This window comes from Rhizobium sp. 862_C5_N1_2, from assembly GCF_051811205.1.
Classification (GTDB): Bacteria; Pseudomonadota; Alphaproteobacteria; order Rhizobiales; family Rhizobiaceae; genus Rhizobium; species Rhizobium leguminosarum.
In genome coordinates this window covers 1-26,227 of the sequence record NZ_JBPWPT010000001.1, presented here as the reverse complement: position 1 = coordinate 26,227, position 26,227 = coordinate 1, and the positions used below count along the sequence as shown (strand labels likewise).

30 protein-coding genes are annotated in these 26,227 nt (G+C 61.6%); 22 read left to right on the top strand and 8 right to left on the bottom strand.

From position 1 onward, the window contains the following. Window positions 1–23 precede the first annotated feature (23 nt). A complete protein-coding gene (locus ACD590_RS00150; RefSeq protein WP_018244506.1) occupies window positions 24–452 on the bottom strand; it encodes a YcbK family protein in 429 nt (142 codons plus the stop codon). A 187-nt stretch (window positions 453–639) separates the two neighbouring features. Here ACD590_RS00150 and ACD590_RS00145 point away from each other — a divergent pair, with 187 nt between their 5' ends. The 16 genes from ACD590_RS00145 to trmB all read left to right on the top strand — a co-directional run bounded on the left by ACD590_RS00145 (window position 640) and on the right by trmB (window position 14,850). Next, window positions 640–1,038, top strand: coding sequence for a VOC family protein (locus ACD590_RS00145; protein ID WP_028731679.1), 399 nt, complete (start codon window positions 640–642; stop codon window positions 1,036–1,038). 96 nt (window positions 1,039–1,134) lie between these two features. Further along, window positions 1,135–2,199 carry a tryptophan--tRNA ligase gene (trpS, locus tag ACD590_RS00140; RefSeq protein ID WP_439001906.1) on the top strand — a complete coding sequence of 355 codons (1,065 nt, stop codon included), beginning with the start codon at window positions 1,135–1,137 and terminating at the stop codon, window positions 2,197–2,199. 150 nt (window positions 2,200–2,349) lie between these two features. After that, window positions 2,350–2,841 (top strand): universal stress protein, encoded by a 492-nt coding sequence (locus ACD590_RS00135; RefSeq protein WP_003544884.1) that lies wholly within the window; start codon window positions 2,350–2,352, stop codon window positions 2,839–2,841. Window positions 2,842–3,060: 219 nt separating this feature from the next. Further along, window positions 3,061–3,627 (top strand): NifU family protein, encoded by a 567-nt coding sequence (locus ACD590_RS00130; protein ID WP_018447786.1) that lies wholly within the window; start codon window positions 3,061–3,063, stop codon window positions 3,625–3,627. An 88-nt stretch (window positions 3,628–3,715) separates the two neighbouring features. Then, window positions 3,716–4,378, top strand: a complete 663-nt coding sequence (gene tsaB, locus ACD590_RS00125) for a tRNA (adenosine(37)-N6)-threonylcarbamoyltransferase complex dimerization subunit type 1 TsaB (protein WP_018244502.1) — start codon at window positions 3,716–3,718, stop codon at window positions 4,376–4,378. Then, window positions 4,375–4,875: a GNAT family N-acetyltransferase gene (locus ACD590_RS00120; RefSeq protein WP_018244501.1), complete on the top strand. Its 501-nt coding sequence runs from the start codon at window positions 4,375–4,377 to the stop codon at window positions 4,873–4,875. The genes tsaB and ACD590_RS00120 overlap by 4 nt, the downstream gene beginning before the upstream one ends. An 82-nt stretch (window positions 4,876–4,957) precedes the next feature. Next, entirely contained in the window at window positions 4,958–5,386 is a 429-nt protein-coding gene (locus ACD590_RS00115; RefSeq protein WP_003544875.1) for a Fur family transcriptional regulator, read from the top strand. Between the two features lie 27 nt (window positions 5,387–5,413). After that, window positions 5,414–6,211 (top strand): lysophospholipid acyltransferase family protein, encoded by a 798-nt coding sequence (locus ACD590_RS00110; protein WP_047617281.1) that lies wholly within the window; start codon window positions 5,414–5,416, stop codon window positions 6,209–6,211. Window positions 6,212–6,307: 96 nt separating this feature from the next. Next, a complete protein-coding gene (miaB, locus tag ACD590_RS00105) occupies window positions 6,308–7,741 on the top strand; it encodes a tRNA (N6-isopentenyl adenosine(37)-C2)-methylthiotransferase MiaB (protein ID WP_439001905.1) in 1,434 nt (477 codons plus the stop codon). 18 nt (window positions 7,742–7,759) lie between these two features. After that, window positions 7,760–8,812, top strand: coding sequence for a PhoH family protein (locus ACD590_RS00100; protein ID WP_018244498.1), 1,053 nt, complete (start codon window positions 7,760–7,762; stop codon window positions 8,810–8,812). Further along, on the top strand, window positions 8,812–9,327 hold the full coding sequence (ybeY, locus tag ACD590_RS00095; RefSeq protein ID WP_018244497.1) for an rRNA maturation RNase YbeY: 516 nt from the start codon (window positions 8,812–8,814) through the stop codon (window positions 9,325–9,327). The genes ACD590_RS00100 and ybeY overlap by 1 nt, the downstream gene beginning before the upstream one ends. Continuing rightward, window positions 9,324–10,469, top strand: coding sequence for a hemolysin family protein (locus ACD590_RS00090; protein WP_018244496.1), 1,146 nt, complete (start codon window positions 9,324–9,326; stop codon window positions 10,467–10,469). The genes ybeY and ACD590_RS00090 overlap by 4 nt, the downstream gene beginning before the upstream one ends. Window positions 10,470–10,549: 80 nt before the next feature. Continuing rightward, window positions 10,550–12,154, top strand: a complete 1,605-nt coding sequence (lnt, locus tag ACD590_RS00085; RefSeq protein ID WP_439001904.1) for an apolipoprotein N-acyltransferase — start codon at window positions 10,550–10,552, stop codon at window positions 12,152–12,154. Window positions 12,155–12,306: 152 nt separating this feature from the next. Beyond that, a complete protein-coding gene (locus ACD590_RS00080) occupies window positions 12,307–12,723 on the top strand; it encodes a helix-turn-helix domain-containing protein (protein ID WP_018244494.1) in 417 nt (138 codons plus the stop codon). 178 nt (window positions 12,724–12,901) lie between these two features. After that, window positions 12,902–14,140, top strand: a complete 1,239-nt coding sequence (gene metK / locus ACD590_RS00075) for a methionine adenosyltransferase (protein ID WP_018244493.1) — start codon at window positions 12,902–12,904, stop codon at window positions 14,138–14,140. 8 nt (window positions 14,141–14,148) lie between these two features. Continuing rightward, entirely contained in the window at window positions 14,149–14,850 is a 702-nt protein-coding gene (trmB, locus tag ACD590_RS00070; RefSeq protein ID WP_439001903.1) for a tRNA (guanine(46)-N(7))-methyltransferase TrmB, read from the top strand. Between the two features lie 102 nt (window positions 14,851–14,952). On the opposite strand, the gene ACD590_RS00065 is transcribed toward trmB, so the two are convergent. Next, window positions 14,953–15,669 (bottom strand): helix-turn-helix transcriptional regulator, encoded by a 717-nt coding sequence (locus ACD590_RS00065; protein WP_439001902.1) that lies wholly within the window; start codon window positions 15,667–15,669, stop codon window positions 14,953–14,955. An 89-nt stretch (window positions 15,670–15,758) separates the two neighbouring features. Between ACD590_RS00065 and ACD590_RS00060 the strand changes: the two genes are divergently transcribed. Then, entirely contained in the window at window positions 15,759–16,157 is a 399-nt protein-coding gene (locus ACD590_RS00060) for a VOC family protein (protein ID WP_028731685.1), read from the top strand. Between the two features lie 276 nt (window positions 16,158–16,433). Here ACD590_RS00060 and ACD590_RS00055 read toward each other — a convergent pair whose 3' ends face one another. Continuing rightward, window positions 16,434–16,691 carry a DUF1150 family protein gene (locus ACD590_RS00055; RefSeq protein ID WP_003556039.1) on the bottom strand — a complete coding sequence of 86 codons (258 nt, stop codon included), beginning with the start codon at window positions 16,689–16,691 and terminating at the stop codon, window positions 16,434–16,436. A 47-nt stretch (window positions 16,692–16,738) separates the two neighbouring features. After that, window positions 16,739–17,164, bottom strand: coding sequence for an Hsp20 family protein (locus ACD590_RS00050; protein ID WP_003583826.1), 426 nt, complete (start codon window positions 17,162–17,164; stop codon window positions 16,739–16,741). A gap of 278 nt (window positions 17,165–17,442) precedes the next feature. Between ACD590_RS00050 and ACD590_RS00045 the strand changes: the two genes are divergently transcribed. Next, window positions 17,443–18,387, top strand: a complete 945-nt coding sequence (locus ACD590_RS00045) for a nucleoside hydrolase (RefSeq protein WP_439001901.1) — start codon at window positions 17,443–17,445, stop codon at window positions 18,385–18,387. Window positions 18,388–18,428: 41 nt separating this feature from the next. On the opposite strand, the gene grpE is transcribed toward ACD590_RS00045, so the two are convergent. After that, window positions 18,429–19,061 (bottom strand): nucleotide exchange factor GrpE, encoded by a 633-nt coding sequence (grpE, locus tag ACD590_RS00040; RefSeq protein ID WP_018244488.1) that lies wholly within the window; start codon window positions 19,059–19,061, stop codon window positions 18,429–18,431. Window positions 19,062–19,172: 111 nt separating this feature from the next. After that, window positions 19,173–20,261 (bottom strand): heat-inducible transcriptional repressor HrcA, encoded by a 1,089-nt coding sequence (gene hrcA, locus ACD590_RS00035; RefSeq protein WP_018244487.1) that lies wholly within the window; start codon window positions 20,259–20,261, stop codon window positions 19,173–19,175. Between the two features lie 128 nt (window positions 20,262–20,389). On the opposite strand from hrcA, the gene rph reads away from it, so the two are divergent. From rph to hemW, 4 genes are read left to right on the top strand one after another with little or no spacing between them, the layout of a single operon-like run. Further along, on the top strand, window positions 20,390–21,109 hold the full coding sequence (gene rph, locus ACD590_RS00030) for a ribonuclease PH (RefSeq protein WP_011650181.1): 720 nt from the start codon (window positions 20,390–20,392) through the stop codon (window positions 21,107–21,109). Beyond that, on the top strand, window positions 21,106–21,531 hold the full coding sequence (locus ACD590_RS00025; protein WP_047617300.1) for a VOC family protein: 426 nt from the start codon (window positions 21,106–21,108) through the stop codon (window positions 21,529–21,531). The genes rph and ACD590_RS00025 overlap by 4 nt, the downstream gene beginning before the upstream one ends. After that, the gene (rdgB, locus tag ACD590_RS00020) at window positions 21,532–22,176 is read left to right on the top strand and encodes an RdgB/HAM1 family non-canonical purine NTP pyrophosphatase (protein WP_018447798.1); all 645 of its coding nucleotides are present in this window, start codon (window positions 21,532–21,534) and stop codon (window positions 22,174–22,176) included. Between the two features lie 9 nt (window positions 22,177–22,185). Beyond that, a complete protein-coding gene (hemW, locus tag ACD590_RS00015) occupies window positions 22,186–23,388 on the top strand; it encodes a radical SAM family heme chaperone HemW (RefSeq protein WP_439001900.1) in 1,203 nt (400 codons plus the stop codon). A 140-nt stretch (window positions 23,389–23,528) separates the two neighbouring features. On the opposite strand, the gene ACD590_RS00010 is transcribed toward hemW, so the two are convergent. Continuing rightward, a complete protein-coding gene (locus tag ACD590_RS00010; RefSeq protein WP_018244483.1) occupies window positions 23,529–24,641 on the bottom strand; it encodes a saccharopine dehydrogenase family protein in 1,113 nt (370 codons plus the stop codon). Window positions 24,642–24,778: 137 nt separating this feature from the next. Further along, window positions 24,779–26,227: chromosomal replication initiator protein DnaA (gene dnaA, locus ACD590_RS00005; RefSeq protein WP_439001899.1), on the bottom strand; the 1,449-nt coding region annotated here is incomplete at its 5' end.

The window sequence follows — 26,227 nt, the reverse complement described above, 5'->3', positions numbered from 1 at the left end:
GTCGCACTTTTCCTGGCATTGCTTCAGCAATCGACCCATCGCCTTTGCGGTCCGACGTCGACATGGATGATGCCGTTGCAATAGCTGCCGATACCGCCGATGCCCGGCGCGCTTCTTGCGGCAGCAATGATCGTGCGTTCCGACAGGCCGGGCATCCTGATATCGGCCGCCAGACATTTTCCGTGCAGCGACCCATGGCGGCGGGGATGCGGCCTGTGGCCCGAGGTTATCACAGGGCGTCGGCCGGTCTTCGCAGCAATATGCGACAGGACCGCTCGCAGGCGCCCTGGAAAGCAGCCGGCACGAACGCTGACTGTCTGGACCGTATAGGCGAGACGTGCCTGATGTTTTGGAAGATGAACGCCATGCCTTTTCATGTCTTGACCGACGGCACCCGTTGCTGATTGAAAGGCGAAAAGGCCTGCCATGGCGAGCAAAATTGCGTTCTGCATGGTCGCTCCGATCGGCTATCCAGCGACCCCAACGGCGCCGGCACCAGGCGCAGGATTTTCGGTTCAAAAAAAGCTTTTTTGTGAAATTTTATACTCAATTATGAGTAAGTCGGTTGATCAATTCGGCTTAAAATCCGGGGAATTGTGGCTCAAAAGTGGAATAAACATCTCAAACGCGAGGCAGCACATGACGATCCAGTCTCTTTTCCTCGTCACCCTCGTGGTCGACGATTACGACCGCGCCAAGGCTTTTTATTGCGATGGTCTCGGTTTCGCTTGCCTTCAGGACGAGCTGCAGCCGGAGGGCAAGCGCTGGGTGGTGGTGAAGCCGAGGGGTGGGGATGGAGCCGCGTTTCTGCTGGCGCAAGCGGCAGACGAGACGCAGCGCGCGGCCATCGGCAATCAGACGGGTGGCCGTGTCGGCTTCTTTCTGAAGACCGACGATTTCGCCCGCGACCATGCCGCGATGCTGGCAGTCGGCGTGCGCTTTCTGGAAGAGCCGCGTCATGAGGTTTACGGCACGGTGGCGGTCTTTGCGGATCCCTACGGCAACACTTTCGATCTGATCCAACACGCGGCTGCCTGAACCCCTTGATTGCGACCGGTCGGCCGTGCATAAGCCGCCGCGTTAGCAACATGGGCGCAAAGCCCTGGGGCCCTCCACCAGCCTATTGAGGACGACATGAGCGAATTCAAGAAACTCGTATTCTCCGGCGTGCAGCCGACCGGCAATCTGCATCTCGGCAATTATCTCGGCGCGATCCGCCGGTTCGTGGCACTGCAGGAAGGCAATGACTGCATCTACTGCGTCGTCGACATGCATGCGCTCACCGCCCAGCTCGTGCACGAGGACATGCCGAGCCAGACGCGCTCGATCGCCGCTGCCTTCATCGCCGCCGGCATCGACCCGGAAAAGCATATCGTCTTCAATCAGTCGGCCGTGCCGCAGCATGCCGAACTCGCCTGGATCTTCAACTGCGTTGCCCGCATCGGCTGGATGAACCGGATGACGCAGTTCAAGGACAAGGCCGGCAAGGACCGCGAGCAGGCCTCGCTCGGCCTTTACGCCTATCCGAGCCTGATGGCCGCCGACATTCTCGTCTATCGCGGCACCCATGTGCCGGTTGGCGAGGACCAGAAGCAGCATCTGGAGCTTGCCCGCGACATCGCGATGAAGTTCAACCTCGACTATGCCGAGCATATCAGCAGGACCGGCTACGGCGTCGACATCACCGTCGGCAACGAGCCGGTGCATGCCTATTTCCCGATGGTCGAGCCGCTGATCGGCGGGCCGGCGCCGCGCGTCATGTCGCTGCGCGACGGCACCAAGAAAATGTCGAAATCGGATCCCTCCGATCTCTCGCGCATCAACCTGATGGATGACGAGGATGCGATCTCGAAGAAGATCCGCAAGGCCAAGACCGATCCGGACGGCTTGCCGAGCGAGATTGACGGGCTGCAGGGCCGTCCGGAAGCCGACAATCTGGTGGCGATCTATGCCGCACTCGCCGACAAGTCGAAGGCGGACGTGCTGGCCGAATTCGGCGGCCAGCAGTTCTCCGTCTTCAAGCCGGCGCTGGTCGATTTGGCGATCCACGTGCTGGCGCCGATCACCGGCGAAATGCGCCGGCTGATGGACGATACCAGCCATATCGACGCGATCCTGCGCAAGGGCGGCGAGCGCGCCAGGGCCCGTGCCGAAGTGACGATGCAACAGGTGCGCGAGGTCATCGGCTTCCTCTATTGAGATAAATCTTCTCTTCTCTCCGCCTGGGAGAAGGGGACCGTCCGCTGGGGAGAAGGCGACCTTCCCCCGGGGAGAAGAGGATTTCTTCTCGGGCATCAGGGCAAAAACTGGACTTGCAAATTTTCCGCTTCGGGTGTCAGAGTCCGCGCCATGGTATCGAAGCGACTCTCACGGCTCGAAGGTCACCGCCGCAAATTCATGGCGGTGATTGACGGCACACCCGAATGCCAACGCGCCGTTCATTATGCCGGCCGGCGCGCGAAGAATTCCAATGGCGGGCTGGTGCTGCTCTATGTGATCCCGGATGGGGATTTCCAGCAATGGCTCGGCGTCGAAGAAATCATGCGGGCCGAAGCGCGTGAAGAGGCCGAGGCGGTCGTTGCCAAGATCGCCCAGATCGTGCGCGAGACCATCGGCATCGAGCCTGAGGTCGTCATCCGCGAGGGCGGTGCTGCCGAACAGATCAACGCCGTGATCGAGGAAGACCGCGATGTGGCGATCCTGGTTCTGGCCGCCGGTTCGGCGAAGGAAGGTCCAGGGCCGCTGGTCTCCTCGGTCGCGGGCCGCGCGGCGGCGTTTCCGATCCCGGTCACCGTGCTGCCGGATACGCTGACCAACGAGGAAATCGATGCCCTCTGCTAGAGCATGATGCCGAAAAGTGTGAGCGGTTTTCGGACGACATCATGCTCTAACTATTTAATTTAGAACAGGATTCAGATTTTAGGCCGACTTGGCCTAAAATCATCCTGTTCTAGCTTTTCTTGAGTACAAGTCTCTTGATTAGAGCCGTCAATCGGCTTATCTTCTTTTGAAGAATTCTAAAGACGGCCGAGACCATGGGCCGGCCGCATGGAGAACCAGATGTTCATTCAGACCGAAGCCACGCCGAACCCTGCCACGCAGAAGTTCCTGCCGGGCAAGGTGGTGATGGAAAACGGCACGGCCGAGTTCCGCAGCACTGAGGAGGCTGCAGCCTCGCCGCTCGCCGCCCGCCTGTTCGAAATTTCAGGCGTCACCGGCGTCTATTTCGGCTATGATTTCATTTCCGTCTCCAAGGACAATGCCGACTGGCAACATCTTAAGCCGGCTATATTAGGCTCGATCATGGAGCACTTCATGTCCGGCAAGCCGGTCATGGGCGATGCCTCCATCCTTTCCGAAGACGCCGATGCCGGCGACGAATTCTTCGACGAAGGCGATGAATCGATCGTGCTGACCATCAAGGAGCTTCTGGAAACCCGCGTGCGCCCGGCCGTTGCCCAAGACGGCGGCGACATCACCTTCCGCGGCTTCAAGGACGGCAAGGTCTATCTGAACATGAAGGGTTCCTGCGCCGGCTGCCCGTCTTCGACGGCAACACTGAAGCACGGCGTGCAGAACCTGCTGCGCCATTTCGTTCCGGAAGTGCAGGAAGTGATTGCCGCTTAAAAATCTTGAATTCGTCCGGCCGTTCACCTCAGGTTCGGCCGAACGGATTTATCGATAGGCGACACTAGTTTATTCGGAAATTGATGGCATGATCATTCTGGCGCTCGACACGGCAGGTGTGGACTGCGCTGCCGCCGTCTATGACAGCGGCAGGGATACGGTGCTGGGGGAGGCATCGGACATGATCGGCAAGGGGCATGCTGAACATCTGATTGGTATCGTCGATCGCGCGCTGGATCAGGCGGGACTGGCACTTTCTCATATCGACCGCCTTGCCGTCACCATCGGTCCCGGCTCCTTTACCGGTATCCGCGTCGGTGTTGCCGCAGCCCGCGGTTTTGCGCTCTCCCTCAATGTGCCGGCCGTCGGCATCACGACACTCGAAGTCATGGCATCAGCCCAGCGCGACAAGACGCCTCATCGCGCCGTGCTGGCGGCGATGGATGCCAAGCGCGACGAGATCTACCTCCAGTCCTTCGCAGCCGACGGTTCGTCCCTCGACACGCCACGGGCAGTCAGCGTTGCAGAAGCACAGGCATTTGCTGCCGGCTTCGACGGCGAGATCACCGGTTCGGCGACGGCGCTGCTGAAGGCCGACGCCGGCGGCGATCACACCAACAGGTTCCCGATCTCCATCGTGGCGCGCCTGGGCGCTGCCGCCTCCCCCGATGCCGGAAAGCCGAAGCCCCTTTATCTGCGCGGACCCGATGCCAAACCGCAGGCCGGATACGCGATTGCGCGACGAGTATGACGATGCTGGAAGCCTATCTGACGTTGAAACCGGAATTCGAGATCATCGCCATGGAGCGCGAGGATTGCCGCGATGTCGCCGTCCTGCACGGCGAGCGCTTCGCCCGGCCCTGGGGCGACGGTGAATTTCACGGCCTGCTGATGCAGGACACTGTGTTCGGCTTCGTCGCGCGCCAGACCAATGCCATCCTGAAAAAGCCGCTTCCAGGTTTCATTCTTGCCCGCCATGTCGCCGGTGAGGCGGAAATCCTGACCATTGCCGTGCAGGCGAAGGTCGCCCGTGCCGGACTGGGCTGGCGGCTGATGCAGGCGGCGATGCGGGAAGCGCGGTCGCGCGGCGGCGAGAGCATGTTTCTCGAGGTCGACAACGGCAATACGGCAGCGCTTGGCCTCTACCGCAAGCTCGGCTTCGAAAAGGTCGGCGAACGTCAGGGTTACTACAGACAGGAAAACGGCGCCCTCTCCACGGCGCTTGTCATGAAGCGCGTTCTTCGGTAGTTCCCTGGCAGCAAGATGACATGCAGGCCGGCGCAAATGCCGTGCGGCGTTGTCGAAACACGAATGTCTCTATAGGCCGGCGATGACTGATGTAGCCAAGACCCTTGAGGAGCTTTGCACCGAACGCGGCATGCGCATGACCGAGCAGCGCCGCGTGATCGCGCGCATCCTGGAAGACTCGGAAGACCATCCCGACGTCGAAGAACTCTACCGCCGCTCGGTGAAGGTCGATGCGAAGATCTCGATCTCGACCGTCTATCGCACCGTGAAGCTGTTCGAGGATGCCGGCATCATCGCCCGGCACGACTTCCGCGACGGGCGCTCGCGCTACGAAACGGTGCCGGAAGAACACCACGACCATCTGATCGACCTGAAGACCGGCACGGTCATCGAATTCCGCTCGCCGGAGATTGAGGCGTTGCAGGAGCGCATCGCCCGCGAGCACGGCTTCCGGCTGGTCGACCACCGGCTGGAGCTCTACGGCGTGCCGTTGAAGAAGGAAGACCTCTGAAGCAATGGCAGCCCGGGAGACCAGCATTTGATCGCCTGGTTGCGCATCGCCTTTGCCGCGGTCGTCATCCTTGCCGTCAGCATCGTGCTCATGCCGCTGCAGGTGCTGGCGCTGCGTTTCGACTGGCGGCTGCGCCGCAGCCTGCCGCGCGTCTGGCACCGGATCGTCTGCTATTGCCTCGGCATCCGCGTCCGCGTGAGCGGCAAGCTGGAAGATCGCCGGCCGCTGATGCTCTGTTCCAACCATTCTTCCTGGCTGGATATCATGGTGATGTCGGCCGTTGCCGACGTCGTCTTCATTGCCAAGATCGAGGTGCGCGCCTGGCCGATCTTCGGCACGCTCGCCAAGCTGCAGAAGAGCGTCTTCGTCGTGCGTGAGGAGCGGCGCAAGACCGGCCATCAGGCAAACGAGATCGCCGGGCGCATGGCCGACGGTGAGATCGTCGTGCTCTTCCCCGAGGGCACGACCTCGGACGGCAACCGGCTGTTGGAGGTCAAGTCGTCGCTGTTCGGCGCTGCCGCAATGGCGGTGCCGACGTCGCCGACGGGAACCGTCGTGGTGCAGCCGGTGGCGGTTGCCTATACCAGGGTGCACGGCATCGCCATGGGGCGCTATCACCGGCGGCTCGCCGCCTGGCCGGGGGATCTCGACCTCTTGCCGCATCTCATCGATATCGTGCGCTGCGGCGCCATCGACGCCGAAGTTTCCTTCGGTGAGGCGGTGGATTACCGTGCCGATACCAGCCGCAAGGAGGTGAGCGCGACGATTGCCTTGCGCATCCGCAACCTCCTCAACAGCCGACTGCGCGGGCGGGAAATCTCCTAGAGCCTTTCCTTGTCAGATTGCAGCATTCTGACCAGGAAAGGCTCTAAAACAAGATTTCGATTTTCTCCGGCGTCAAAAACCACTAAATAGCGCGCCATGACACAGGACAGCGCCCTTCTCCAGGCCCCGCAGGCAATCCCCCACGAGGGCTCCAACGAGGCCCTCCGCGACGGCAGCAACAGCCGCAAGGTCTTCATCAAGACCTATGGCTGCCAGATGAACGTCTACGATTCGACGCGCATGAGCGATGCCCTCGCCCGCGACGGCTATGAGCCGACGGAAGATATGGAAGAGGCGGACCTCGTTCTCCTCAACACCTGCCATATCAGAGAGAAGGCGGCCGAGAAGGTCTATTCGGCGCTCGGGCGGCTGCGCGAGATGAAAAAGAAGAAGGCGGCGGACGGCCGGGAGATGATGATCGGCGTTGCCGGCTGCGTCGCCCAGGCCGAAGGCGAGGAGATCCTGCGCCGCGCGCCTGCCGTCGACGTCGTCATCGGCCCGCAGACCTATCACCGTCTGCCGGAGGCGCTGCGCCGGGCCAAACAAGGCCAGCGCGTCGTCGATACCGAATATGCGATCGAAGACAAATTCGAGCACCTGCCGATCGCCGAGAGCCGAAAGATCCGCGCCCGCGGCGTTACCGCCTTCCTGACGGTGCAGGAGGGCTGCGACAAGTTCTGCACTTTCTGTGTCGTGCCCTATACACGCGGCTCGGAAGTGTCGCGGCCGGTTTCCCAGATCGTCGAGGAAGCCGAAAAGCTCGCCGAAAGCGGGGTGCGCGAGATCACCCTGCTCGGGCAGAACGTCAACGCCTGGCACGGCGCCGGGCCGCGGGGCGAGGCATGGAGCCTCGGCGACCTGCTCTACCGGCTGGCCGAGATCCCCGGCCTTGCCCGGCTGCGCTATACCACAAGCCATCCGCGCGACATGGACGACCGGCTGATCAATGCCCATCGAGACCTCAGGGCGCTGATGCCCTATCTGCACCTGCCGGTGCAGTCAGGTTCGGACCGCATCCTGAAAGCGATGAACCGGCGTCACACGGCGGCCGAATATCTGGCGCTGATTGCGCGCATCCGCACGGTACGGCCGGACATCGCGCTGTCGGGCGATTTCATCACCGGCTTTCCGGGGGAGACAGACAAGGATTTTGAGGATACACTGAGGCTTGTGGAGGAGGTCCGTTATGCACAGGCCTTCTCGTTCAAATACTCGACACGGCCGGGCACACCCGGCGCGGAACTGAAGGACCAGGTGCCGGAAGAGATCAAGGCAGAACGGCTGGAACGCCTGCAAATGCTTCTCCTGAAGCAGCAGCAGGAATTTGCCGAATCCTGCATCGGCAAAGAGATTGACCTGTTGCTCGAAAAGCCCGGTCGCATGCCGGAACAACTAATCGGACGTTCTCCCTGGCTTCAATCTGTGAATGTTGATGCAAAAGCATCGCAAATCGGTGACATTATCAAAGTGCGAATCACAGGAACCGGAACGAACAGCCTGTTTGCCGAACGCGCAGAGGCTGCGGTTTAACCTAAGGAGCCCGACCGCTTGAACGGACAAGAATTGGTTTCTTCTTCACCGCGCCACCCCCGCACGCCGAGCGACACCAATCACTTCGTCCTGACGTTCGAGAACAACCGCTTCGCCAGCGAGCTCTTCGGTCAATTCGACCAGAACCTCAAACTGCTCGAGCAACGGCTGAACATCGATGCACGGGCGCGCGGCAATTCGGTCGTCATCACAGGCGATATCGTGACCACCAACCAGGCGCGGCGCACACTCGACTATCTCTATGAAAAACTTCAGAAAGGCGGCAGCGTGGAACGATCCGACGTCGAGGGCGCAATCCGTATGGCGGTCGCCGCCGACGATCAGCTCAGCCTGCCAACCATGGAGCGCAAGGCCAAGTTGACGATGGCACAGGTTTCCACACGCAAGAAGACGATCATCGCCCGTACGCCGACCCAGGATGCCTATATCAGGGCGCTGGAACGCGCCGAGCTTGTCTTCGGCGTCGGCCCGGCCGGCACCGGCAAGACCTATCTCGCCGTCGCCCATGCCGCTCAGCTCCTGGAGCGCGGCGCGGTCGAAAAGATCATCCTGTCGCGCCCGGCTGTCGAGGCCGGCGAGCGCCTCGGCTTCCTGCCCGGCGACATGAAGGAAAAGGTCGACCCCTATCTTCGCCCGCTTTATGATGCGCTCTACGACATGATCCCTGCCGACAAGGTCGATCGAGCAATCACCGCCGGTGTCATCGAAATCGCGCCGCTCGCCTTCATGCGCGGCCGCACGCTCGCCAACGCCGCCATCATCCTCGACGAAGCGCAAAACACGACGTCGATGCAGATGAAGATGTTCCTGACGCGTCTTGGCGAAAATGCCCGCATGATCGTAACCGGCGACCCGAGCCAGATCGACCTGCCGCGCGGCGTCAAATCCGGCCTCGTCGAGGCCTTGCAGCTTCTGAACGGCGTCGAAGGCATCTCGATCGTGCGCTTCAAGGATACCGACGTCGTCCGCCATCCGCTGGTCGGGCGCATCGTCAGGGCCTATGATTCCACCTACGCCGTCGAAACCGAAGAAGTCAGCCGGCAGGACTGATGGCCGAACTCGACATCCAGATCAGCGTCGAGGACGTCGGCTGGCCCGGCGAGGAGACGCTGCTGTCGTTTTGCGAACGCGTGCTCGGTGCCGCGGTGGTCTATCTCCGCGACAGCGAGAAGCAGCCCTTCCCGACGATGCCGCCCGAGGTTTCGCTTGTTTTCACCGACGATGCCTCGATCCAGGACATCAACGCCGAATGGCGCGGCAAGGACAAGGCGACCAATGTGCTGTCCTTTCCGGCCTTTCCGGTTCAGCCCGGCAAGATGCCCGGCCCGATGCTCGGCGACATCATCATCGCCCGGGAGACGTTGGAGCGGGAAGCGGCCGAGCTGGAAAAGAGTTTCGACGACCACCTGACCCACCTTCTGGTGCACGGTTTCTTGCATCTTCTCGGCTACGACCATATGAATAGTGCCGAAGCCGAAATTATGGAGGGGCTGGAGACTCGCATTTTGGCCCAGCTCGGCCTATCTGATCCCTACGAGGGTCAAGACCTTAAAATGGAACCATGAGCGACTTTACGACGAAGCCGGCGGCAGACGCCAAGGACTCCGAGTCATCCTCCTCTTCGGACGAGGCAGGCAGTAGTAGTCGGCCATCCGGCCGATCGCAATCCTTCTGGTCGCGCGCCGCGCGCATCCTTCGCCCGCAGCAGGGCTCGCGACTGCGCGAGGATCTCGCCGACGCGCTGATGACCGATGCGGCGGGCGACGACGCCTTTTCGCCCGACGAACGGGCGATGCTCAACAACATCCTGCGCTTTCGCGAGGTGCGCGTCGCCGACGTCATGGTGCCGCGCGCCGATATCGAGGCGGTCGACCAGAACATCACCATCGGCGAGCTGATGATCCTCTTTGAGGAATCCGGCCGCTCGCGCATGCCCGTCTATGCCGATACGCTCGACGATCCGCGTGGCATGGTCCATATCCGCGACCTGCTCTCCTACGTCGCCAAGCAGGCGCGCAACAAGCGCCGCGGCCCGACGAAACCGGCCGTTGCCGTGCCGGCGATCGAGGTTGCGCCCGAAAACATCCAGAAGACCACGCGTTCGGCCAAGACGAATTTCGATCTCGCCCGCGTCGACCTGCAAAAGACGCTGGCCGAGGCCGGTATCATCCGCAAGATCCTGTTCGTGCCGCCGTCGATGCTGGCGTCCGACCTGTTGCGTCGCATGCAGGTGAACCGCACGCAGATGGCGCTCGTCATCGACGAGTATGGCGGCACCGACGGGCTTGCCTCGCATGAGGACATCGTCGAGATGGTGGTCGGCGACATCGACGACGAACATGACGACGAAGAGGTGATGTTCAAGCGCGTCGCCGAAGACGTCTTCATCGCCGACGCGCGCGTCGAACTGGAAGAGATCGCCGCGGCGATCGGGCCGGATTTCGACATCAGCGAGCAGGTCGACGAGGTCGATACGCTGGGCGGCCTGATCTTCTCGGCGCTCGGCCGCATCCCGGTGCGCGGCGAAGTCGTCCAGGCGCTCCCGGGCTTCGAATTCCACATCCTCGACGCCGATCCGCGCCGCATCAAGCGGCTGCGCATCACCCGCAAGCGCCATGCGATCCGCCGCCGGACCAAGCTGGATGGCGACATCTCCCCCGGCTCCGAGGCCGGCGACGACCGGCCGGCGGAATCGACCGCGAACTGACAGCACCCAACTGACGGGACAAAGAGCCGCTTTTTTGAAAGACTGCGAACGGGTTGATTCGCGGTTTGATGGGAGTGCGCATGGAGCGGCTTGCGGACAGGGTTATCCTCGTCTGGGGTTTCAAACGGTCGCTGCTGGCCATCGCCGCCGGGGCATTCGCGGTTCTGGCGCTGCCGCCCATCGGTTTTTTCGCGGCGATGTTCGTCTCCTTCACACTGCTCGTCTGGCTGATCGACGGGGCGGCGGCTTCGCCTGAAAGCGGCCTGATCGGCAGGCTATGGCCGGCGTTTGCCACCGGCTGGCTGTTCGGCTTCGGCTATTTTGTCGCCGGCCTCTGGTGGCTCGGCCATGCGCTGCTGGTCGATCAGGAAGAATTCGCCTGGGCGCTGCCGCTGGCAATCCTCGGGCTGCCGGCCTGTCTTGCAATCTTCTACGGGCTGGCGGCTGCCCTTGCCCGCATCTTCTGGTCAGATGGCATGGGGCGGATCGCCGCCCTTGCGGCAGGCTTCGGGCTGATGGAATGGCTTCGAAGCGTGATCCTCACCGGCTTTCCCTGGAATGCCATCGGCTACGGCATGATGCCGGTTCCGCTGATGATGCAGTCGGCACATGTGATCGGGGCGATGGGGGTGACGGCCCTTGCCGTCTTCGTCTTTTCCGCGCCTGCCCTTGCCGGGACACGGCAAGGGGCGCGGCCGGGCATCGCACTCGCCGTCCTGCTGTTTGCCGCCCATCTCGGTTATGGCGCTTATGCTCTCCATCTCGCGCCGCGGCCGGACGCCTTGCCAGAGGACAAACGGCCGGTGGTGCGGCTGGTGCAGCCGGCCATCGACCAGGCGGCGAAGATGGATAACGACGCCGACCGCGCCGCGATCTTCGAGACGCATCTGAAGCTGTCAGCCGAAGCGCCGAAGAATGGCGGGCGCAAGCCCGATATCATCGTCTGGCCGGAAACCTCGATCCCCTTCATCCTGACCGACAACCAGGATGCGCTGACGCGGATCGCCGATACGCTTGACGACAATCAGATCCTGATCGCCGGCGCCGTACGCGCCGAGGAAATGGGACCGGGCACCCCGGTGCGCTACTATAATTCCATTTACGTGATCGACGGCCGCGGCCAGATCATCGCCGCCTCCGACAAGGTGCATCTGGTGCCTTTCGGCGAATATCTGCCCTTCGAGGACGTGCTCACCGGATTCGGCATCCAGAACGTCGTCGAGATGCCGGGAGGGTTTTCGGCCGCGGCAAGCCGGCACCTGCTGACGCTGCCCGGCGGGCTCAATCTCTATCCGCTGATCTGCTACGAAATCATTTTCCCCGATGAAATGACCGGCGACATAAAAGACGCCAACGCGATCCTCAATATCACCAATGATGCCTGGTTCGGCGCGACGCCCGGCCCCTACCAGCATTTCCAGCAGGCGCGGGTACGGGCCGTGGAAACCGGCCTGCCGCTGATTCGTGATGCCAATAGCGGCATTTCAGCGCTGGTGAATGCCCATGGGGAAATTATTGCGGGTCTCGATCTTGCGGAAACCGGCTTCATCGATACAACGCTCGATAGTATCAGCGACGGGCGCGGAACAACATACCCCCGGCAAACTTACTTCTGGTTGACCGAGGCGCTGCTGATTCTGATTGCGCTAATTTCTCGCAGAGGTTTTATTTCCGGGTTGAATTGACCAAAAACCCCTAAAATTGCATAGTGATGACAATCGGCGTTCTTAACGTATGTTTGAAGGTGGGTTCCTCACCGCTTGCAACGTGGCGTTTTGGGATGGATCAGGGGCATGCCGGTTAGAAACAGGTTGAAATTCTTAGCTAGGGCACGACCATGATTGAAAACAAAAAGAAGCCGAATCCGATCGACATCCATGTTGGCAGCCGTATTCGCCTCCGTCGTACGATGCTGGGCATGAGCCAGGAAAAGCTTGGCGAAAGCCTTGGCATCACATTCCAGCAGATCCAGAAATACGAAAAGGGCACCAACCGCGTCGGCGCAAGCCGTCTGCAGAACATCTCGAACATCCTCAATGTTCCGGTGTCCTTTTTCTTCGAGGACGCGCCCGGCGAACATTCTGCCGGCGGGGGCATGGCCGAAGCCTCCAGTTCGAATTACGTCGTCGATTTCCTGTCTTCCTCGGAAGGCCTGCAGCTCAACCGCGCCTTCGTCAAAATTTCCGATCCCAAGGTTCGCCGCAAGGTCGTGGAGCTGGTGAAAGCTTTGGCAGCTGAAGCCGACGCCGACTGAACGACGACCATCGCAGAATTCGAAAGGCGGTCGAAAGGCCGCCTTTTTTGCGTTTTTGGGGCAAAATTTGTCACTTTGCCGCAGATATAAAGATATATTTATGTCCTTCTGCGCTTGTCATCGGCCCTCGAACTGAGTACCTACTAGCTGGCTTTTATTCTTTGAGGGGAATCCCGAAATGCGCGCGAATTATCTCTTTACCAGCGAATCTGTTGCCGAAGGTCATCCGGACAAAGTCTGTGACCGCATCTCCGACGAGATCGTCGATTTGGTCTACCGCGAAGCGGCCAAGACCGGCGTCAATCCATGGGGCGTGCGCATTGCCTGCGAAACGCTGGCGACGACCAACCGCGTCGTCATCGCCGGCGAAGTTCGTCTGCCGCCGAGCCTGATGAAGAAGGACAAGGACGGCAAGGACGTCATCAACCCGTCGAAGTTCAAGGCCGCCGCTCGCCGCGCCATCAAGGATATCGGCTACGAGCAGGATGGCTTCCACTGGAAGAAGGCCAAGATCGACGTGCTGCTTCACTCGCAGTCGGCCGACATCGCGCAGGGCGTCGACAGCGCTTCTGACCAGCAGGGCGACGAAGGCGCCGGCGACCAGGGCATCATGTTCGGTTATGCCTGCCGCGAAACGCCGGATCTGATGCCGGCTCCGATCTATTATTCCCACAAGATCCTGCAGCTGCTCGCGGTTGCCCGCAAGAAGGGCGACGGCGAAGTTGCCAAGCTCGGCCCCGATGCCAAGAGCCAGGTGACCGTGCGTTACGTCGACGGCAAGCCGTCGGAAGCAACCTCGATCGTGCTTTCGACCCAGCATCTCGACGAGAGCTGGGATTCGAACAAGGTCCGCGCCGTCGTCGAGCCCTATATCCGCGAAGCGCTCGGCGAACTGAAGATCGCTGACGATTGCAAGTGGTACATCAACCCGACCGGCAAGTTCGTCATCGGCGGACCGGACGGCGATGCGGGCCTCACCGGCCGCAAGATCATCGTCGACACCTACGGCGGTGCCGCTCCGCATGGCGGCGGTGCATTCTCCGGCAAGGACACGACGAAGGTCGACCGTTCGGCCGCCTATGCCGCCCGCTATCTTGCCAAGAACGTCGTCGCCGCCGGCCTTGCCGACCGTTGCACGATCCAGATCTCCTACGCGATCGGCGTCGCCCAGCCGCTGTCGATCTATGTCGACCTGCACGGCACCGGCAAGTTCACCGAGGATCAGATCGAGGCAGCGATCCGCAAGAACATGGACCTTTCGCCGACCGGCATCCGCCGCCATCTCGACCTCAACAAGCCGATCTATGCCAAGACCTCCGCTTACGGCCATTTCGGCCGCAAGGCCGGCCGCGACGGCTCGTTCTCCTGGGAGCGCACCGACCTCGTGAAGGCGCTCAAGGAAAGCGTGAAGGCCTGAGATAAAGCATGACGGATATGGAACGCCGCGGCCGGGCGACCGAAGCCTTCTTCGGTCGTCGCAAGGGCAAGGCTCTGCGCGAACAGCAGGCCGAGACGCTGAACAGTCTCCTGCCGGCATTCCTGATCGATCTCGCAGCGGCTCCCCCGGAGCCGCTGCCATCCCTCTTCCCGGTTCCGGTCGAGAGATTGCGGCTGGAAATCGGTTTCGGCGGCGGCGAGCACCTGATCCACCGCGCGCTGGAGACGCCTTCGACCGGCTTCATCGGTGTCGAACCCTTCGTCAATTCCATGCAGAAGCTGTTGTCGCGCATCGGCGAGACGGGTGCCTCCAATATCCGCGTCTATAATGACGACGCGACGCAACTGCTCGATTGGCTGCCGGACGGCTCACTCGATCAGATCGACTTGCTCTATCCCGATCCCTGGCCGAAGCGGAAACACTGGAAACGACGTTTCGTCTCGAAAACCAATCTCGACCGCTTTCATCGCGTGCTGAAGCCTGGCGGCCTGTTCTGCTTCGCCTCCGACATCGACACCTATGTCAACTGGACGCTGATCAAATGCCGCGACCATGGCGGTTTCGACTGGATAGCCAACAATGCAGCGGATTGGCTGACGCCCTATGAGGGCTGGCCGAGCACACGTTATGAGGCCAAGGCCAGGCGCGAGGGCCGGTCTTCGGCCTATCTGACATTCAGGAAGATCTGAAGGCTGCCGACAAGTCGGAGAACGCGCCGGGATGTTCCTCGGCGCGAAAGATTGCATGAGGCGCAAGCCTGACGGATTTCCGGTATTGTGTGGCAAGTGCCATCAATGACCGCTAACCGCCCCACGGGATTTCCGCATTTCGGCATCGCGCCACTGCTGCCATCGCTGCCTCAGCTTGCTCCGGGACATGCCTATGGATTCACCGAGAATCTCGACTTTGAGGATCCGTTCGGTGCGGAAATGACGGAAGGCTTGTTTCGATTGGCACCACGCGATCAAGAGGCTGTGCGTGTCGGCATAGCCGAGAAGCACAGGCCAGACGATGCGGCTGGTGATCGTCTCATCCGCCGCGCGATAGTCGAGCTCAAGCTTGCGGCCTTCCCTGATCGCCAACCTGAGCGGACGCGTATCGCGTGTCACATCGCTGCCGACATCATCCGGTTTGATGCCGACGGCGGGTTGGGCAATATAGGGAAGAAGGTCCTGCGGCATGACCGATGTGATCTTGGCCATCACATCGCTGGCGGCATTCCGCAAGGCCGCGTCATTCAACCTTGCCACCATTTGAACGCCGAGCACGACGGCCTCGATCTCGTCAGGCGTCAGCATGAGCGGCGGCATGTCATATCGCGGATCGAGGACGTAGCCGAACCCCGCTTCACCCTCGATTGGAACACGCTGGGCAATCAGGTGTGCGATATCGCGGTAGACGGTTCGCCGCGCGACCTCAAGTTCATCCGCAAGCTCAGACGAGGTCACCGGGCGGCTCGACCGTCGAAGAATCTGGATGATCTGAAAAAGTCGATCTGCTTTTCGCATGCCTGATGACTCCTGCTGCCACAACGCTGTCAGCACGGCTATGTCACAAAAGCAAGGAAAGAGACGGTCGCGCACCCAAGGAGAAGATCATGAAGTTCGCATCCACCCGCCTCATTGCCTCGGATATGACCGGCATGGTGGCCTTTTATGAGCTTGTGACGGGCTGTCGCGCCGACTGGCTTGCGCCCCTCTTCGCCGAGATCGTCACCCCCGGCGCGAGCCTCGCAATAGGCAGCGCGGAAACCGCGGCCTTGTTCAGCGAAGGCAGTGCGGAGCCCGGGGCCAACAGGACGGCCATTCTCGAGTTCATGGTATCGGACGTCGATGCGGAATTCGCACGGCTCAAGGACCAGGTCACGGTCGTGCACGCCCCCAAGGATTTGCCTTGGGGCAATCGGACAGTGCAGATTTCCGATCCCGAGGGGACACGCGTCGCCCTCTATACCCCCGTAACCGACGCCGCGAGACGGCGTTTCGCCGGCCGTTGATTGACCGACGCTGTTTGCCGGAGCTTTTGTTGGAGTAACGTTCCGCGCGCCGACGACCGCAACCAGCGCGACTCGTCGGCCGCCTCTGGCTCATAGTTGCCCTCGATAGGCCTGGTGGCAGGTGCTACCGAATCCTGGAATTTCAACGTCTCCGCACATAAGGCGTCGAAAGGAGGCTACGCGCATAGGTCGCAACAGCAGCCCCAACCGCAGCAAAATCGAATAAGCGGCCACGCACCGGACGAGCGGTGAAACGCGACAGACGCTAACTGACGGTCAGTGCAGGCTGACCGTCTTCAACTCGTCCTCGGCAGCTTTAAAGAAGGTGCTGGAGCGGTTGTCCGTCAAAAGGATCGGCGTGCCGTCGGCGCCGAAGAGTGCCCAGAGATCGACGGTCGGATCGATATCCGGCGCCTCGGGAAAGCACTTGGCGACCTCATCGGTCCGCATTTTTCTGATATAGGCGACCTCGCCGTTGCCGATGTGGGCAAGCTCGGATTTGGTCAAGTGAGACGTGGCTTCTTTCATCAACATTCCTGTTCCTCCGGGAGAAGGGACCAACGGTTCGACAAACCGTTGTGCTACTGTGAGACCGAAATGTTAATTTTCTTGACCATTCTCGCAGGTTCCGGACGAATTAGATCGACGGAGAGCAGGCCGTTCTTCAGGCCGGCGCCGAGCACCTGCATGCCGTCGGCAAGAACGAAGGTGCGCTGGAACTGGCGGGCGGCGATGCCGCGATAGAGATAATCCCGCTCGCCCTGTTCGACCTGGCGGCCGCGGATCAGAAGCTGGTTCTCCTCAATGGAGACATCGAGTTCCTCCTCGCTGAAGCCGGCCACGGCAAGGGTGATGCGCAAACGTTCCGGCGCGCCGCTGTCGGCGCCGATGCGTTCGATATTATAGGGCGGATATCCGTCGCTCGCCTTGGAAATGCGCTCCAGCGTCTTTTCCATGGCATCGAAGCCCAGAAGCAGGGGGCTGGCGAAAGGGGTAATGCGGCTCATCTCTTTTCAAGTCCTTGACGCAAGCGACCATCCCGGACCTCAAACGCAGCATCCGGATGCCGCTAATATGGGGAGAAGAGCCCGGCGCTGCAAGGCGTGGGCGCGACGTGTCGGCGCGCCCTCTCAATTTTGAGGTGGTGGCGGCCCGGCTCTTTCCTTGACAAAGCCTCCGCTGCCTCGCATCAAAACGTGCCCGCGCGGAATGTGCTGATTTGTGACGGGAAGTGAAGAAATCGGTGCATGCCGATAACACGCAGTGCGAGGATGGAACGATCGGAATGGCAAGCGCAAGAAAGATCATCATCGACACGGATCCCGGCCAGGACGACGCGGCCGCCATCATGCTTGCCTTCGGCAGTCCCGATGAGCTGGAGGTTTTGGGGATCACCACGGTCGCCGGCAACGTGCCGCTTTCGTTTACCAGCCGCAATGCGCGCATCGTCTGCGAGCTCTGCGGCCGGACGGAGACGATGGTTTTTGCCGGCGCCGATGCGCCGATCGCCCGCAAGCTGGTAACGGCCGAACATGTGCACGGCAAGACCGGCCTCGACGGTCCGGAACTCAGCGAGCCGACGATGGCGTTGCAGCCCGGCCATGCCGTCGACTTCATCATCGAGACGCTGCGCCGCGAGCCGGAGGGCACGGTAACGCTGTGCACGCTCGGGCCGCTCACCAATATCGGCATGGCCTTCCAGAAGGCGCCCGACATCGTCCCCCGCATCCGCGAGTTGGTGATGATGGGCGGCGGCTTCTTCGAGGGCGGCAACATCACGCCGGCGGCCGAATTCAACATCTATGTCGACCCCGAGGCCGCCGACATCGTCTTCCGCTCAGGCGTTCCGATCGTGATGATGCCGCTTGACGTGACGCATCAATTGCTGACCCGCAAGGACCGGGTGAAACGCATGGCCGAGATCGGCACGGCGCCGGCAAAGGCCATGGTCGAGATGCTGGAATTCTTTGAGCGCTTCGACATCGAGAAATACGGTTCCGACGGCGGGCCGCTACACGACCCGACCGTTGTCGCCTACCTGCTGAAGCCGGAGCTTTTCCAGGGCCGGGACTGCAATGTCGAGATCGAGGTCCAGTCCGAACTCACCATCGGCATGACGGTCGTCGACTGGTGGCATGTGACCGAGCGCAAGCGCAATGCCAGGGTCATGCGCCATGTCGATGCGGACGGCTTCTTCGATCTGCTGATCGAACGCATCGCCCGCATCTGATCCTTTGGTTTTCCTTCTGCACGAGGCAGAAGGAAGGGATATCAGGCGTCCTTCTCGTCGAAGACAGAGTTGGTTTCGGCTTCGGCCGGCTTCGGGCCGCCCTTGGCGACGCCGACCATGGCCGGGCGCAGCACGCGCTCGCCGATGGTGAAGCCTGCCTGCACGACCTGGACGACCGTGTTGTTCGGCACGTCCGGGTTCGGCACCTCGAACATCGCCTGATGGAAATTCGGATCGAACTTCTGGCCAACCGGCTCCAGCTTGCGAACGCCATGGCGCTCGAGAGCCGACAGCATGGCGCGCTCGGTCATCTCGACACCCTCGATCAGCGTGCTCAGGCCGGCATCGGCCGCAGCCTTGGTCTCCGGAGAGATGGCATCAAGCGCGCGGCGCAGATTGTCGGAGACGGCGAGCATGTCGCGCGCGAAACCCGCGACGGAATAGGACTTGGCATCCTTCACCTCGCGCTCGGTGCGGCGGCGCAGATTGTCCATCTCGGCAGCAAGGCGCAGATAGCGGTCGCGTAGTTCGCCGTTTTCGGCTTTCAGAAGCTCGATCGGGTCCGGCTGGGCGGGCTCTTGCTGCGCAGTTTCGTTCTCGACGTAGGCGGCAGCGTCGGCTGCGGCATCGGCCGCAGTTGCGTCAGGTCCGTTTTTCGTCGTGTCATCGGTCATGACGGTCTCCGGTTGGTGTCTTCAGATGCGCCCGATATCGAGGTTTGACCGAAAAAAATCAAGTCTGCGTGACAAAGAAGCGAAAATTCCGCACACTTGATAGCTGCTTCGTCAAAGCTGATTGCGCGAAAGGCGGGAGACGAGTTGGGCTGTATAGTCCACCATTGGCACGATGCGGGAATAATTGAGCCGCGTCGGGCCAATGACGCCGACGGCGCCGACGATGCGATCATCATCATCACGATAGGGCGCGACGATCAGCGACGAGCCGGACAGCGAGAAGAGCTTGTTTTCCGAACCGATGAAGATGCGCACCCCCGAACCGCTTTCGGCGAGATTGAGAATCTCGATCAGGCTGTCCTTCTTCTCGAGATCGTCGAACAGCAGGCGCAGCCGGTCGAGATCCTCGGCGCCGGCCAGGCCCTCGAGCAGGTTGGCGCGGCCGCGGATGATCAGCTGAGCGGGCTTTCCCTCGTCCGGGCTACCAGACCAGACAGCGATGCCGCGCTCGACGAGATCGCGCGACAGGGCATCGAGCTCATGACGGACGTCGTCCTTCAGCCGGCTTAGTTGTTTGCGAAGCTCCGGCAGGGTCTGGCCGGACATGTGGGCATTGAGAAAATTCGCCGCCTCCGTCAGCTGCGAGGAGGTGACGCCCGCCGGCAGCTCGATGATGCGGTTTTCCACCTGATCGTGGTCGCCGACGAGCACGGCGAGCGCCTTTGTCGGCTCGAGCCGGATGAACTCGACATGTTTCAGCACCGGATCGCTTTTCGAGGTGATGACAAGGCCGGCGCCGCGCGAAATGCCGGATAGCATGCGGCTTGCCTCGTTCATCATCGATTCCACGGGGTTGCCGCCGCTTTCGGCCCGCACCTGCCGGTCGATGTTGGCGCGCTCCTCGGCGGAGAGGTCGCCGACCTGCATGAAGGCATCGACGAAGAAGCGCAGGCCGATCTGGGTCGGCAGCCGGCCGGCGCTGACATGCGGCGAATAGATCAGGCCGAGCTCTTCGAGATCGCTCATGACGTTGCGCACCGAGGCCGGCGACAGCGACATCGGCAGCAGCCGGGACAGGTTGCGCGAACCGAGCGGCTCGCCGCTTTCCAGATAACCTTCGACGATGCGACGAAAAATTTCCCTGGAGCGCTCGTCCAGCGCAGCTACGGCATCCGAAACCGACGTCGACCTGATGCCCATGAAGCTTTCGAACCCGCGCTGATGATACTTCCCGAAAAGTAAGTCAAACTCGCACCCGTGGCAAAAGGGAATTTGCAAATGAGCGCCGCCAATCGTAGAAGCGGTCAAATAAACTCCAGGAGATAAGAATGCGGCCTTCAGGCAGAAAAATCGACCAGATGCGCAAGGTCTCGTTCGAGCGCAATTTTTCCAAGCACGCGGAAGGCTCCTGCCTGGTGAAGTTCGGCGATACGCATGTGCTCTGCACGGCGAGCCTCGAAGAAAAGACGCCGCCATGGCTGCGCAATACCGGCAAGGGCTGGGTCACGGCCGAATACGGCATGCTGCCGCGGGCGACCGGCGAACGCATGAAGCGCGAGGCCGCCGCTGGCAAGCAGGGCGGCCGCACCCAGGAAATCCAACGGCTGATCGGCCGGTCGTTGCGTGCCGTCGTCGACCTGCAGGCGCTCGGCGAACGGCAGATCACGCTCGATTGCGACGTCATCCAAGCCGATGGCGGCACGCGGACCGCTTCGATCACCGGCGGCTGGATCGCGCTTTACGACTGCCTGAAATGGATGGAAAGCCGTAACATGATCAAGGTCGACCGGGTCCTGAAGGATCATGTCGCCGCCATCTCCTGCGGCATCTTCGCCAGCCAGCCGGTGATCGATCTCGATTACCTCGAGGACTCCTCGGCCGAGACCGATGCGAACTTCGTCATGACGGGAACCGGCGGGATCGTCGAGATCCAGGGCACGGCCGAAGGCACGCCGTTCAGCGAAGGAGAATTCACCTCGCTGATGCAGCTTGCCAGAAATGGCATCGGCGAACTCGTGGCGTTACAGAAGCAAGCCGTCGAAGGATGAACCCCATGCTGGAAGGCATGTTGGAAACGGCGCTCTATGCGCGGGATCTCGACCAGGCCGAGACGTTCTACGAAGACGTTCTCGGACTTGAAAAGATCGCCCGCGCCGCCAACCGGCATGTCTTCTTCCGCTGCGGGCCAGGCGTTCTCTTGATCTTCAACCCCGAGCAAACGGTGAAGCCGCCGGCGCCTGAAGCACTGCAGGTGCCGCCGCATGGCACGACCGGCGAGGGCCATGCCTGTTTCCGGGTGTCCGGCCGCAATATCGATGCCATGGCCGAACGGCTGACGGCGGCGGGTGTCGCGATCGAATCCGAGGTGCGCTGGCCGAACGGCGGCCGCTCGATCTATTTCCGCGATCCGGCCGGCAACAGCCTGGAATGCGCGGAGGCTAAAATCTGGGGCATCGAACAGGATATCTGAATGCGCAAGCTTGAAACGAAGACCATCGTCGTCGCCAGCCACAATGCCGGCAAGATCCGCGAGATCCAGGAATTGATCGGGCCGCTCGGCTTCACCGCCAAATCGGCCGCCGAGCTGAACTTCGTCGAACCGGATGAGACCGGCACGAGCTTCGAGGAGAACGCGACGATCAAGGCGGTCGCCTCGGCCAATGCCGCCGGCATGCCGGCGCTTTCGGACGATTCCGGGCTGGTGGTCGACGCACTCGGCGGCGATCCTGGTGTCTACACCGCCAATTGGGCGGAGAAGGCCGACGGCACGCGCGATTTCGACATGGCGATGGCCAAGGTGGAAAAGGCGCTGCAGGATGCGGGCGCGACAAAGTCCGAACAGCGCACGGCGCGTTTCATCAGCGTGCTCTGCCTCGCCTGGCCGGATGGGCACACGGAGCTGTTCCGCGGCGAGGTGGAAGGCAGCGTCGTCTGGCCGCCGCGCGGCACCCAGGGCTTCGGCTACGATCCGGTGTTCCAGCCTGAGGGCTACGGCATCACCTTCGGCGAAATGAGCGGCGAGGAAAAACACGGCTGGAATGTCGGCAAGCCGCAAGCGCTGTCGCACCGGGCCCGCGCCTTCAAACTCTTTGTCGAAACCTGCCTGGAGGCATAAGGTCGGTCCGTGGTCAATCTCGACACGCCAAGCATCTCGCGCGACGCGGCCCTGCTGCCCGATACCGGCGAGCCGGGCTTCGGCGTCTATGTGCATTGGCCCTTCTGCGCGGCGAAGTGTCCCTATTGCGACTTCAACAGCCATGTGCGCCACCAGCCGGTGGATCAGGAGCGCTTTACATCAGCCTTCCTGACGGAGATGGCGACGGTCCGATCCATGAGCGGGCCGAAGACGGTGACGAGCATCTTCCTCGGCGGCGGCACCCCCTCGCTGATGAAGCCGGAAACGGTTTCGGCCATTCTCGACGGCATTGCACGGCACTGGCATGTGCCTGCCGGTATCGAGATCACCATGGAGGCCAACCCTTCGAGCGTCGAGGCCGAACGCTTCCGCGGCTATCGGGCGGCCGGCGTCAATCGCGTCTCGCTGGGCGTGCAGGCACTGAATGACCGGGATCTGAAATTCCTCGGCCGGCTGCATGATGTCGCCGACGCGCTGAAGGCGATACGGCTGGCCCGCGACATTTTTCCGCGCATGTCCTTCGACCTGATCTATGCCCGGCCCGGCCAGACGGTCGAGGAATGGGAAAAGGAACTGAAGGAGGCGATCTCCTACGCGGTCGACCATCTTTCGCTCTATCAGCTGACCATCGAGGAAGGCACGCCCTTCTACGGCCTGCACAAGGCCGGCAAGCTGATCGTACCGGACGGCGAGCAATCGGCGCTCCTCTACGAGGCGACGCAGGAGATCACCGCGCGCGAGGGCATGCCGGCCTATGAGGTTTCCAATCATGCCCGGCCGGGGGCTGAAAGCCGGCATAACCTGACCTACTGGCGCTACGGCGATTATGCCGGCATCGGTCCAGGCGCCCATGGCCGGTTGACGCGTGGCCCGGAGAAGCTCGCGACGGCGACCGAGCGCAAGCCGGAAACCTGGCTCGACATGGTCGAGCGTGACGGGCACGGCATTCTCGACGAGGAGCGGCTCGGCTTTGAGGAACAGTCCGACGAGCTGCTGCTGATGGGGCTGCGGCTTAGGGAAGGCGTCGATCTTGCCCGCTGGCAGCAGCTTTCGGGCCGCGACCTCGACCCGAAACGCGAGGAATTCCTGCTCGAACACAAATTCATCGAGCGGATCGGCAATTCACGCCTGCGCTGCACGCCGTCCGGCATGCTGATCCTCGATTCCGTCGTCGCCGATCTCGCCTGCTGACGTCAATACGACGAGCGGAATTGCAGCGCGGCGGCATCGATGTTGTCGCCGCGCCGAAAAGTGTGTCTCAGCGGTGGCTACTGCATAATTCCTTAATTCGAAATCGATTTAAGGATAAAATTATGCAGCAATTCAAAGTGCTACAGCGTCCTTTGCGCGTCTGAAGGGACGCGCGGCGCTGTAGTCGCACCCGCCTTGAAGAGGCTGCCAGTTGGCGTTTTCAGGAACATCTCCAGCGGAATATGCTCCTGGTGCAGGAAGCCGGTTGCCGGCAGCAGGCCGTCGCGGACCATCTCGATGACGGCGACGACGGAGGCTGACGTCGTCCAGGCGATCGCCGTGCGGCGCGCGCCGGCAATCTCGATCGGGTAATAGGCGCGCACGAACTCCTTGCGGCGCAGGCTGCCATTCTCGGTGCCTTCGGCGGCGACATGGACATAGACGACATCGTCTTCAACAGGCGGCTTGGCATTGGTCAGGATCTCGCCGGCGAGCTTGCGCTTGTCGCGCATCAATAGCTCATGGAAGAAGAAGTTCATCAGCTCCATATGGCCGGGATAACGCATGGTCTTGTAATCGAGATTGTCGATCTTGCCGAGCATCGTATCGCACATGGTGCCAAGGCCACCCGACGTCGTGAAGGCTTCGAGCTTGACGCCGCCGACATAGACGGTCTCGTGCCATTCCATAGGCGAGACGAGCTTGCGCACACCGCCCTCGATGACCTCGCAGTCGTTCAGATATTCGTTGACGACGCCTTCGGGCGACCAGTTGAAGGCGTAGCCGAGCAGTCCGGTCGGATGCTGCGGCAGGGCGCCGACGCGCATGCGGATCGAACGGCAGCGATCGAAGCCGTCGGCCAGGCTTGCGCCGACGATGCCGACGAAACCCGGCGCCAGGCCGCATTGCGGCGCCATCAGGCCGCGGGCGGTCTTCGACAGCTCGATGATGAAATTGGTTGTGGGAACGTCTTCGGTCAGATCGAAATAATGGATGCCGGCAAGATGGGCGGCGCGCGCCAGCTCGATGTTCAAATGATAGGGCAGGCAGGAGAGCACAGCCTCGACATTCGAGAGCAGTTCGCCGATCACTTGGGGATCGGAGATATCGCCGGTGCGGCACTTGAAAGGGACGTCGCTCAGCGGCAATTGCGCGTCGACGCCGATGACCTCGAAGCCGCCTTCATGCAAAAGCGTCGCCGCCAGCCGTCCGACCTTGCCCAGGCCGAGAACGGCGATCTTTTCAAAACTCATACATTCCTCCCACGCGCCGTTTTGGCGCTTCAGTCTTTGACATGCACGTAATGCGCGGGAGGTATAGAATAAAAAACTTATAAAGGAAAACGGCCGGAATCGCTTCCAGCCGTTCAATCCTTAAGAAAACCCGTCGATTATTCGTTGATCAAGCGCTTCAGAAGCTCGACTTCGTGCGAAAGTTTGGTGTCTCCCGAAATCAGCTCCTCGATCTTGCGTACGGCATGCAGCACGGTCGTGTGATCGCGCCCGCCGAAACGGCGGCCAATCTCCGGGAAGGAGCGCGGCGTCAGTGTCTTCGACAGATACATGGCGATCTGGCGCGGCTTGACGATGACGCGAGTGCGGCGGTTCGAGACCAGTTCCTGACGCGAGACGTTGTAATGTCTTGCGACGATGCGCTGGATATCCTCGATGCGCACACGACGAGGCTCGCCGGAGCCGACCAGATGGGCGAGCAGTTCGTCCACACGTTCGATCGACAGGTTCGGCTCGAAGGAGCGGCGGAAGACCAGCTGGTTGAAGGCGCCTTCAAGTTCGCGGCCACTGGCCGTGACGTTGCGAGCAACGTGCTGGAGCAGCTCGGCGGGAATTTCGAGCGACGGATCTTCGAGCCGGGCTACAGCAAGGCGACGCTTGAGGATTTCAAGACGCATCTCGTAATCCGGCGCGTCGAGTTCGATCGCGACACCGCCCTGCAGGCGCGAGCGAACGCGGGGATCGAGCGACTCCAGCTCCCAAGGCGCGCGGTCGGCGGCAACGACGACCTGCTTGGCGCTGTCGAGCAGCATGTTCAGGAGATGGCAGAATTCATGCTGGATCATCTTGCCCTGCAGGAACTGCATGTCGTCGATAATCAGGAGATCGATGTTGCGCAGCGAATCCTTCAGCGTCAGCGCATCATTGTCGCGGATCGCGGTGGCGAAGCGCCACATGAAATATTCGGCCGTCAGATAGACGACACGCAGCGCCCGCGGGTTCTGCACCGCGGCATTGGCGACCGCCTGCAGCAGGTGGGTCTTGCCGAGGCCGACGGTCGAATGGATGAAGAGCGGGTTGAAGCGCACGGCGCCCTGACCGGCTTCCGCGATCGTCTTTGCAGCCGCAAGCGCGACCCGGTTCGAGCTGCCTTCGACGAAGGTGTCGAAGGTAAAGCGGCTATCGAGCGGCGAACCGAAGAGCGGCGAGCCAAAGCTTGCAGGCCTTGCGGCGGCAACAGCCGACACCGCCTGCTGGACGGCCTGACCGGCCGGCTGGGCGCTTGTCGGGCGGCGCATCTGCGTGGGGGCGGCTGGTTCCGGTACCGCCGCTTCGTCGAGTGGCTTCATGCCATGGCGCGTCGCCGTACGCACCAGGACTTCGATTTTCAGAATTTCCGGATCTTCGGCCTGGAACAGACCGGTGATGAGATCGAGATAACGATTGTTGATCCACGACTTCAGGAAGGTCGTGGGGACCGAAAGGCGAACGACGCTCTTCGATACCGAATGCAGCTTCAGCCGGGCGAACCAGCTGGCGTAGACATCCTGACCGACCTGAGCCTTCAAGCGCGCACTGACGCGCTCAAACAATACGTTCTGCTTCAT

What these genes read in the sequence shown, in the direction of transcription:
- ACD590_RS00045 (WP_439001901.1), top strand. Translation starts at nt 17,443, where the DNA reads ATGGCAAGCGCAAGAAAGATCATCATCGACACGGATCCCGGCCAGGAC.
- rdgB (WP_018447798.1), top strand. Translation starts at nt 21,532, where the DNA reads ATGCGCAAGCTTGAAACGAAGACCATCGTCGTCGCCAGCCACAATGCC.
- ACD590_RS00025 (WP_047617300.1), top strand. Translation starts at nt 21,106, where the DNA reads ATGAACCCCATGCTGGAAGGCATGTTGGAAACGGCGCTCTATGCGCGG.
- ACD590_RS00010 (WP_018244483.1), bottom strand. Translation starts at nt 24,641, where the DNA reads ATGAGTTTTGAAAAGATCGCCGTTCTCGGCCTGGGCAAGGTCGGACGG.
- ACD590_RS00150 (WP_018244506.1), bottom strand. Translation starts at nt 452, where the DNA reads ATGCAGAACGCAATTTTGCTCGCCATGGCAGGCCTTTTCGCCTTTCAA.
- ACD590_RS00115 (WP_003544875.1), top strand. Translation starts at nt 4,958, where the DNA reads ATGACTGATGTAGCCAAGACCCTTGAGGAGCTTTGCACCGAACGCGGC.
- trpS (WP_439001906.1), top strand. Translation starts at nt 1,135, where the DNA reads ATGAGCGAATTCAAGAAACTCGTATTCTCCGGCGTGCAGCCGACCGGC.
- ACD590_RS00120 (WP_018244501.1), top strand. Translation starts at nt 4,375, where the DNA reads ATGACGATGCTGGAAGCCTATCTGACGTTGAAACCGGAATTCGAGATC.
- ACD590_RS00145 (WP_028731679.1), top strand. Translation starts at nt 640, where the DNA reads ATGACGATCCAGTCTCTTTTCCTCGTCACCCTCGTGGTCGACGATTAC.
- ybeY (WP_018244497.1), top strand. Translation starts at nt 8,812, where the DNA reads ATGGCCGAACTCGACATCCAGATCAGCGTCGAGGACGTCGGCTGGCCC.
- grpE (WP_018244488.1), bottom strand. Translation starts at nt 19,061, where the DNA reads ATGACCGATGACACGACGAAAAACGGACCTGACGCAACTGCGGCCGAT.
- lnt (WP_439001904.1), top strand. Translation starts at nt 10,550, where the DNA reads ATGGAGCGGCTTGCGGACAGGGTTATCCTCGTCTGGGGTTTCAAACGG.
- hrcA (WP_018244487.1), bottom strand. Translation starts at nt 20,261, where the DNA reads ATGGGCATCAGGTCGACGTCGGTTTCGGATGCCGTAGCTGCGCTGGAC.
- ACD590_RS00065 (WP_439001902.1), bottom strand. Translation starts at nt 15,669, where the DNA reads ATGCGAAAAGCAGATCGACTTTTTCAGATCATCCAGATTCTTCGACGG.
- miaB (WP_439001905.1), top strand. Translation starts at nt 6,308, where the DNA reads ATGACACAGGACAGCGCCCTTCTCCAGGCCCCGCAGGCAATCCCCCAC.
- ACD590_RS00130 (WP_018447786.1), top strand. Translation starts at nt 3,061, where the DNA reads ATGTTCATTCAGACCGAAGCCACGCCGAACCCTGCCACGCAGAAGTTC.
- ACD590_RS00060 (WP_028731685.1), top strand. Translation starts at nt 15,759, where the DNA reads ATGAAGTTCGCATCCACCCGCCTCATTGCCTCGGATATGACCGGCATG.
- ACD590_RS00135 (WP_003544884.1), top strand. Translation starts at nt 2,350, where the DNA reads ATGGTATCGAAGCGACTCTCACGGCTCGAAGGTCACCGCCGCAAATTC.
- ACD590_RS00090 (WP_018244496.1), top strand. Translation starts at nt 9,324, where the DNA reads ATGAGCGACTTTACGACGAAGCCGGCGGCAGACGCCAAGGACTCCGAG.
- ACD590_RS00055 (WP_003556039.1), bottom strand. Translation starts at nt 16,691, where the DNA reads ATGTTGATGAAAGAAGCCACGTCTCACTTGACCAAATCCGAGCTTGCC.
- metK (WP_018244493.1), top strand. Translation starts at nt 12,902, where the DNA reads ATGCGCGCGAATTATCTCTTTACCAGCGAATCTGTTGCCGAAGGTCAT.
- tsaB (WP_018244502.1), top strand. Translation starts at nt 3,716, where the DNA reads ATGATCATTCTGGCGCTCGACACGGCAGGTGTGGACTGCGCTGCCGCC.
- trmB (WP_439001903.1), top strand. Translation starts at nt 14,149, where the DNA reads ATGACGGATATGGAACGCCGCGGCCGGGCGACCGAAGCCTTCTTCGGT.
- ACD590_RS00080 (WP_018244494.1), top strand. Translation starts at nt 12,307, where the DNA reads ATGATTGAAAACAAAAAGAAGCCGAATCCGATCGACATCCATGTTGGC.
- ACD590_RS00050 (WP_003583826.1), bottom strand. Translation starts at nt 17,164, where the DNA reads ATGAGCCGCATTACCCCTTTCGCCAGCCCCCTGCTTCTGGGCTTCGAT.
- rph (WP_011650181.1), top strand. Translation starts at nt 20,390, where the DNA reads ATGCGGCCTTCAGGCAGAAAAATCGACCAGATGCGCAAGGTCTCGTTC.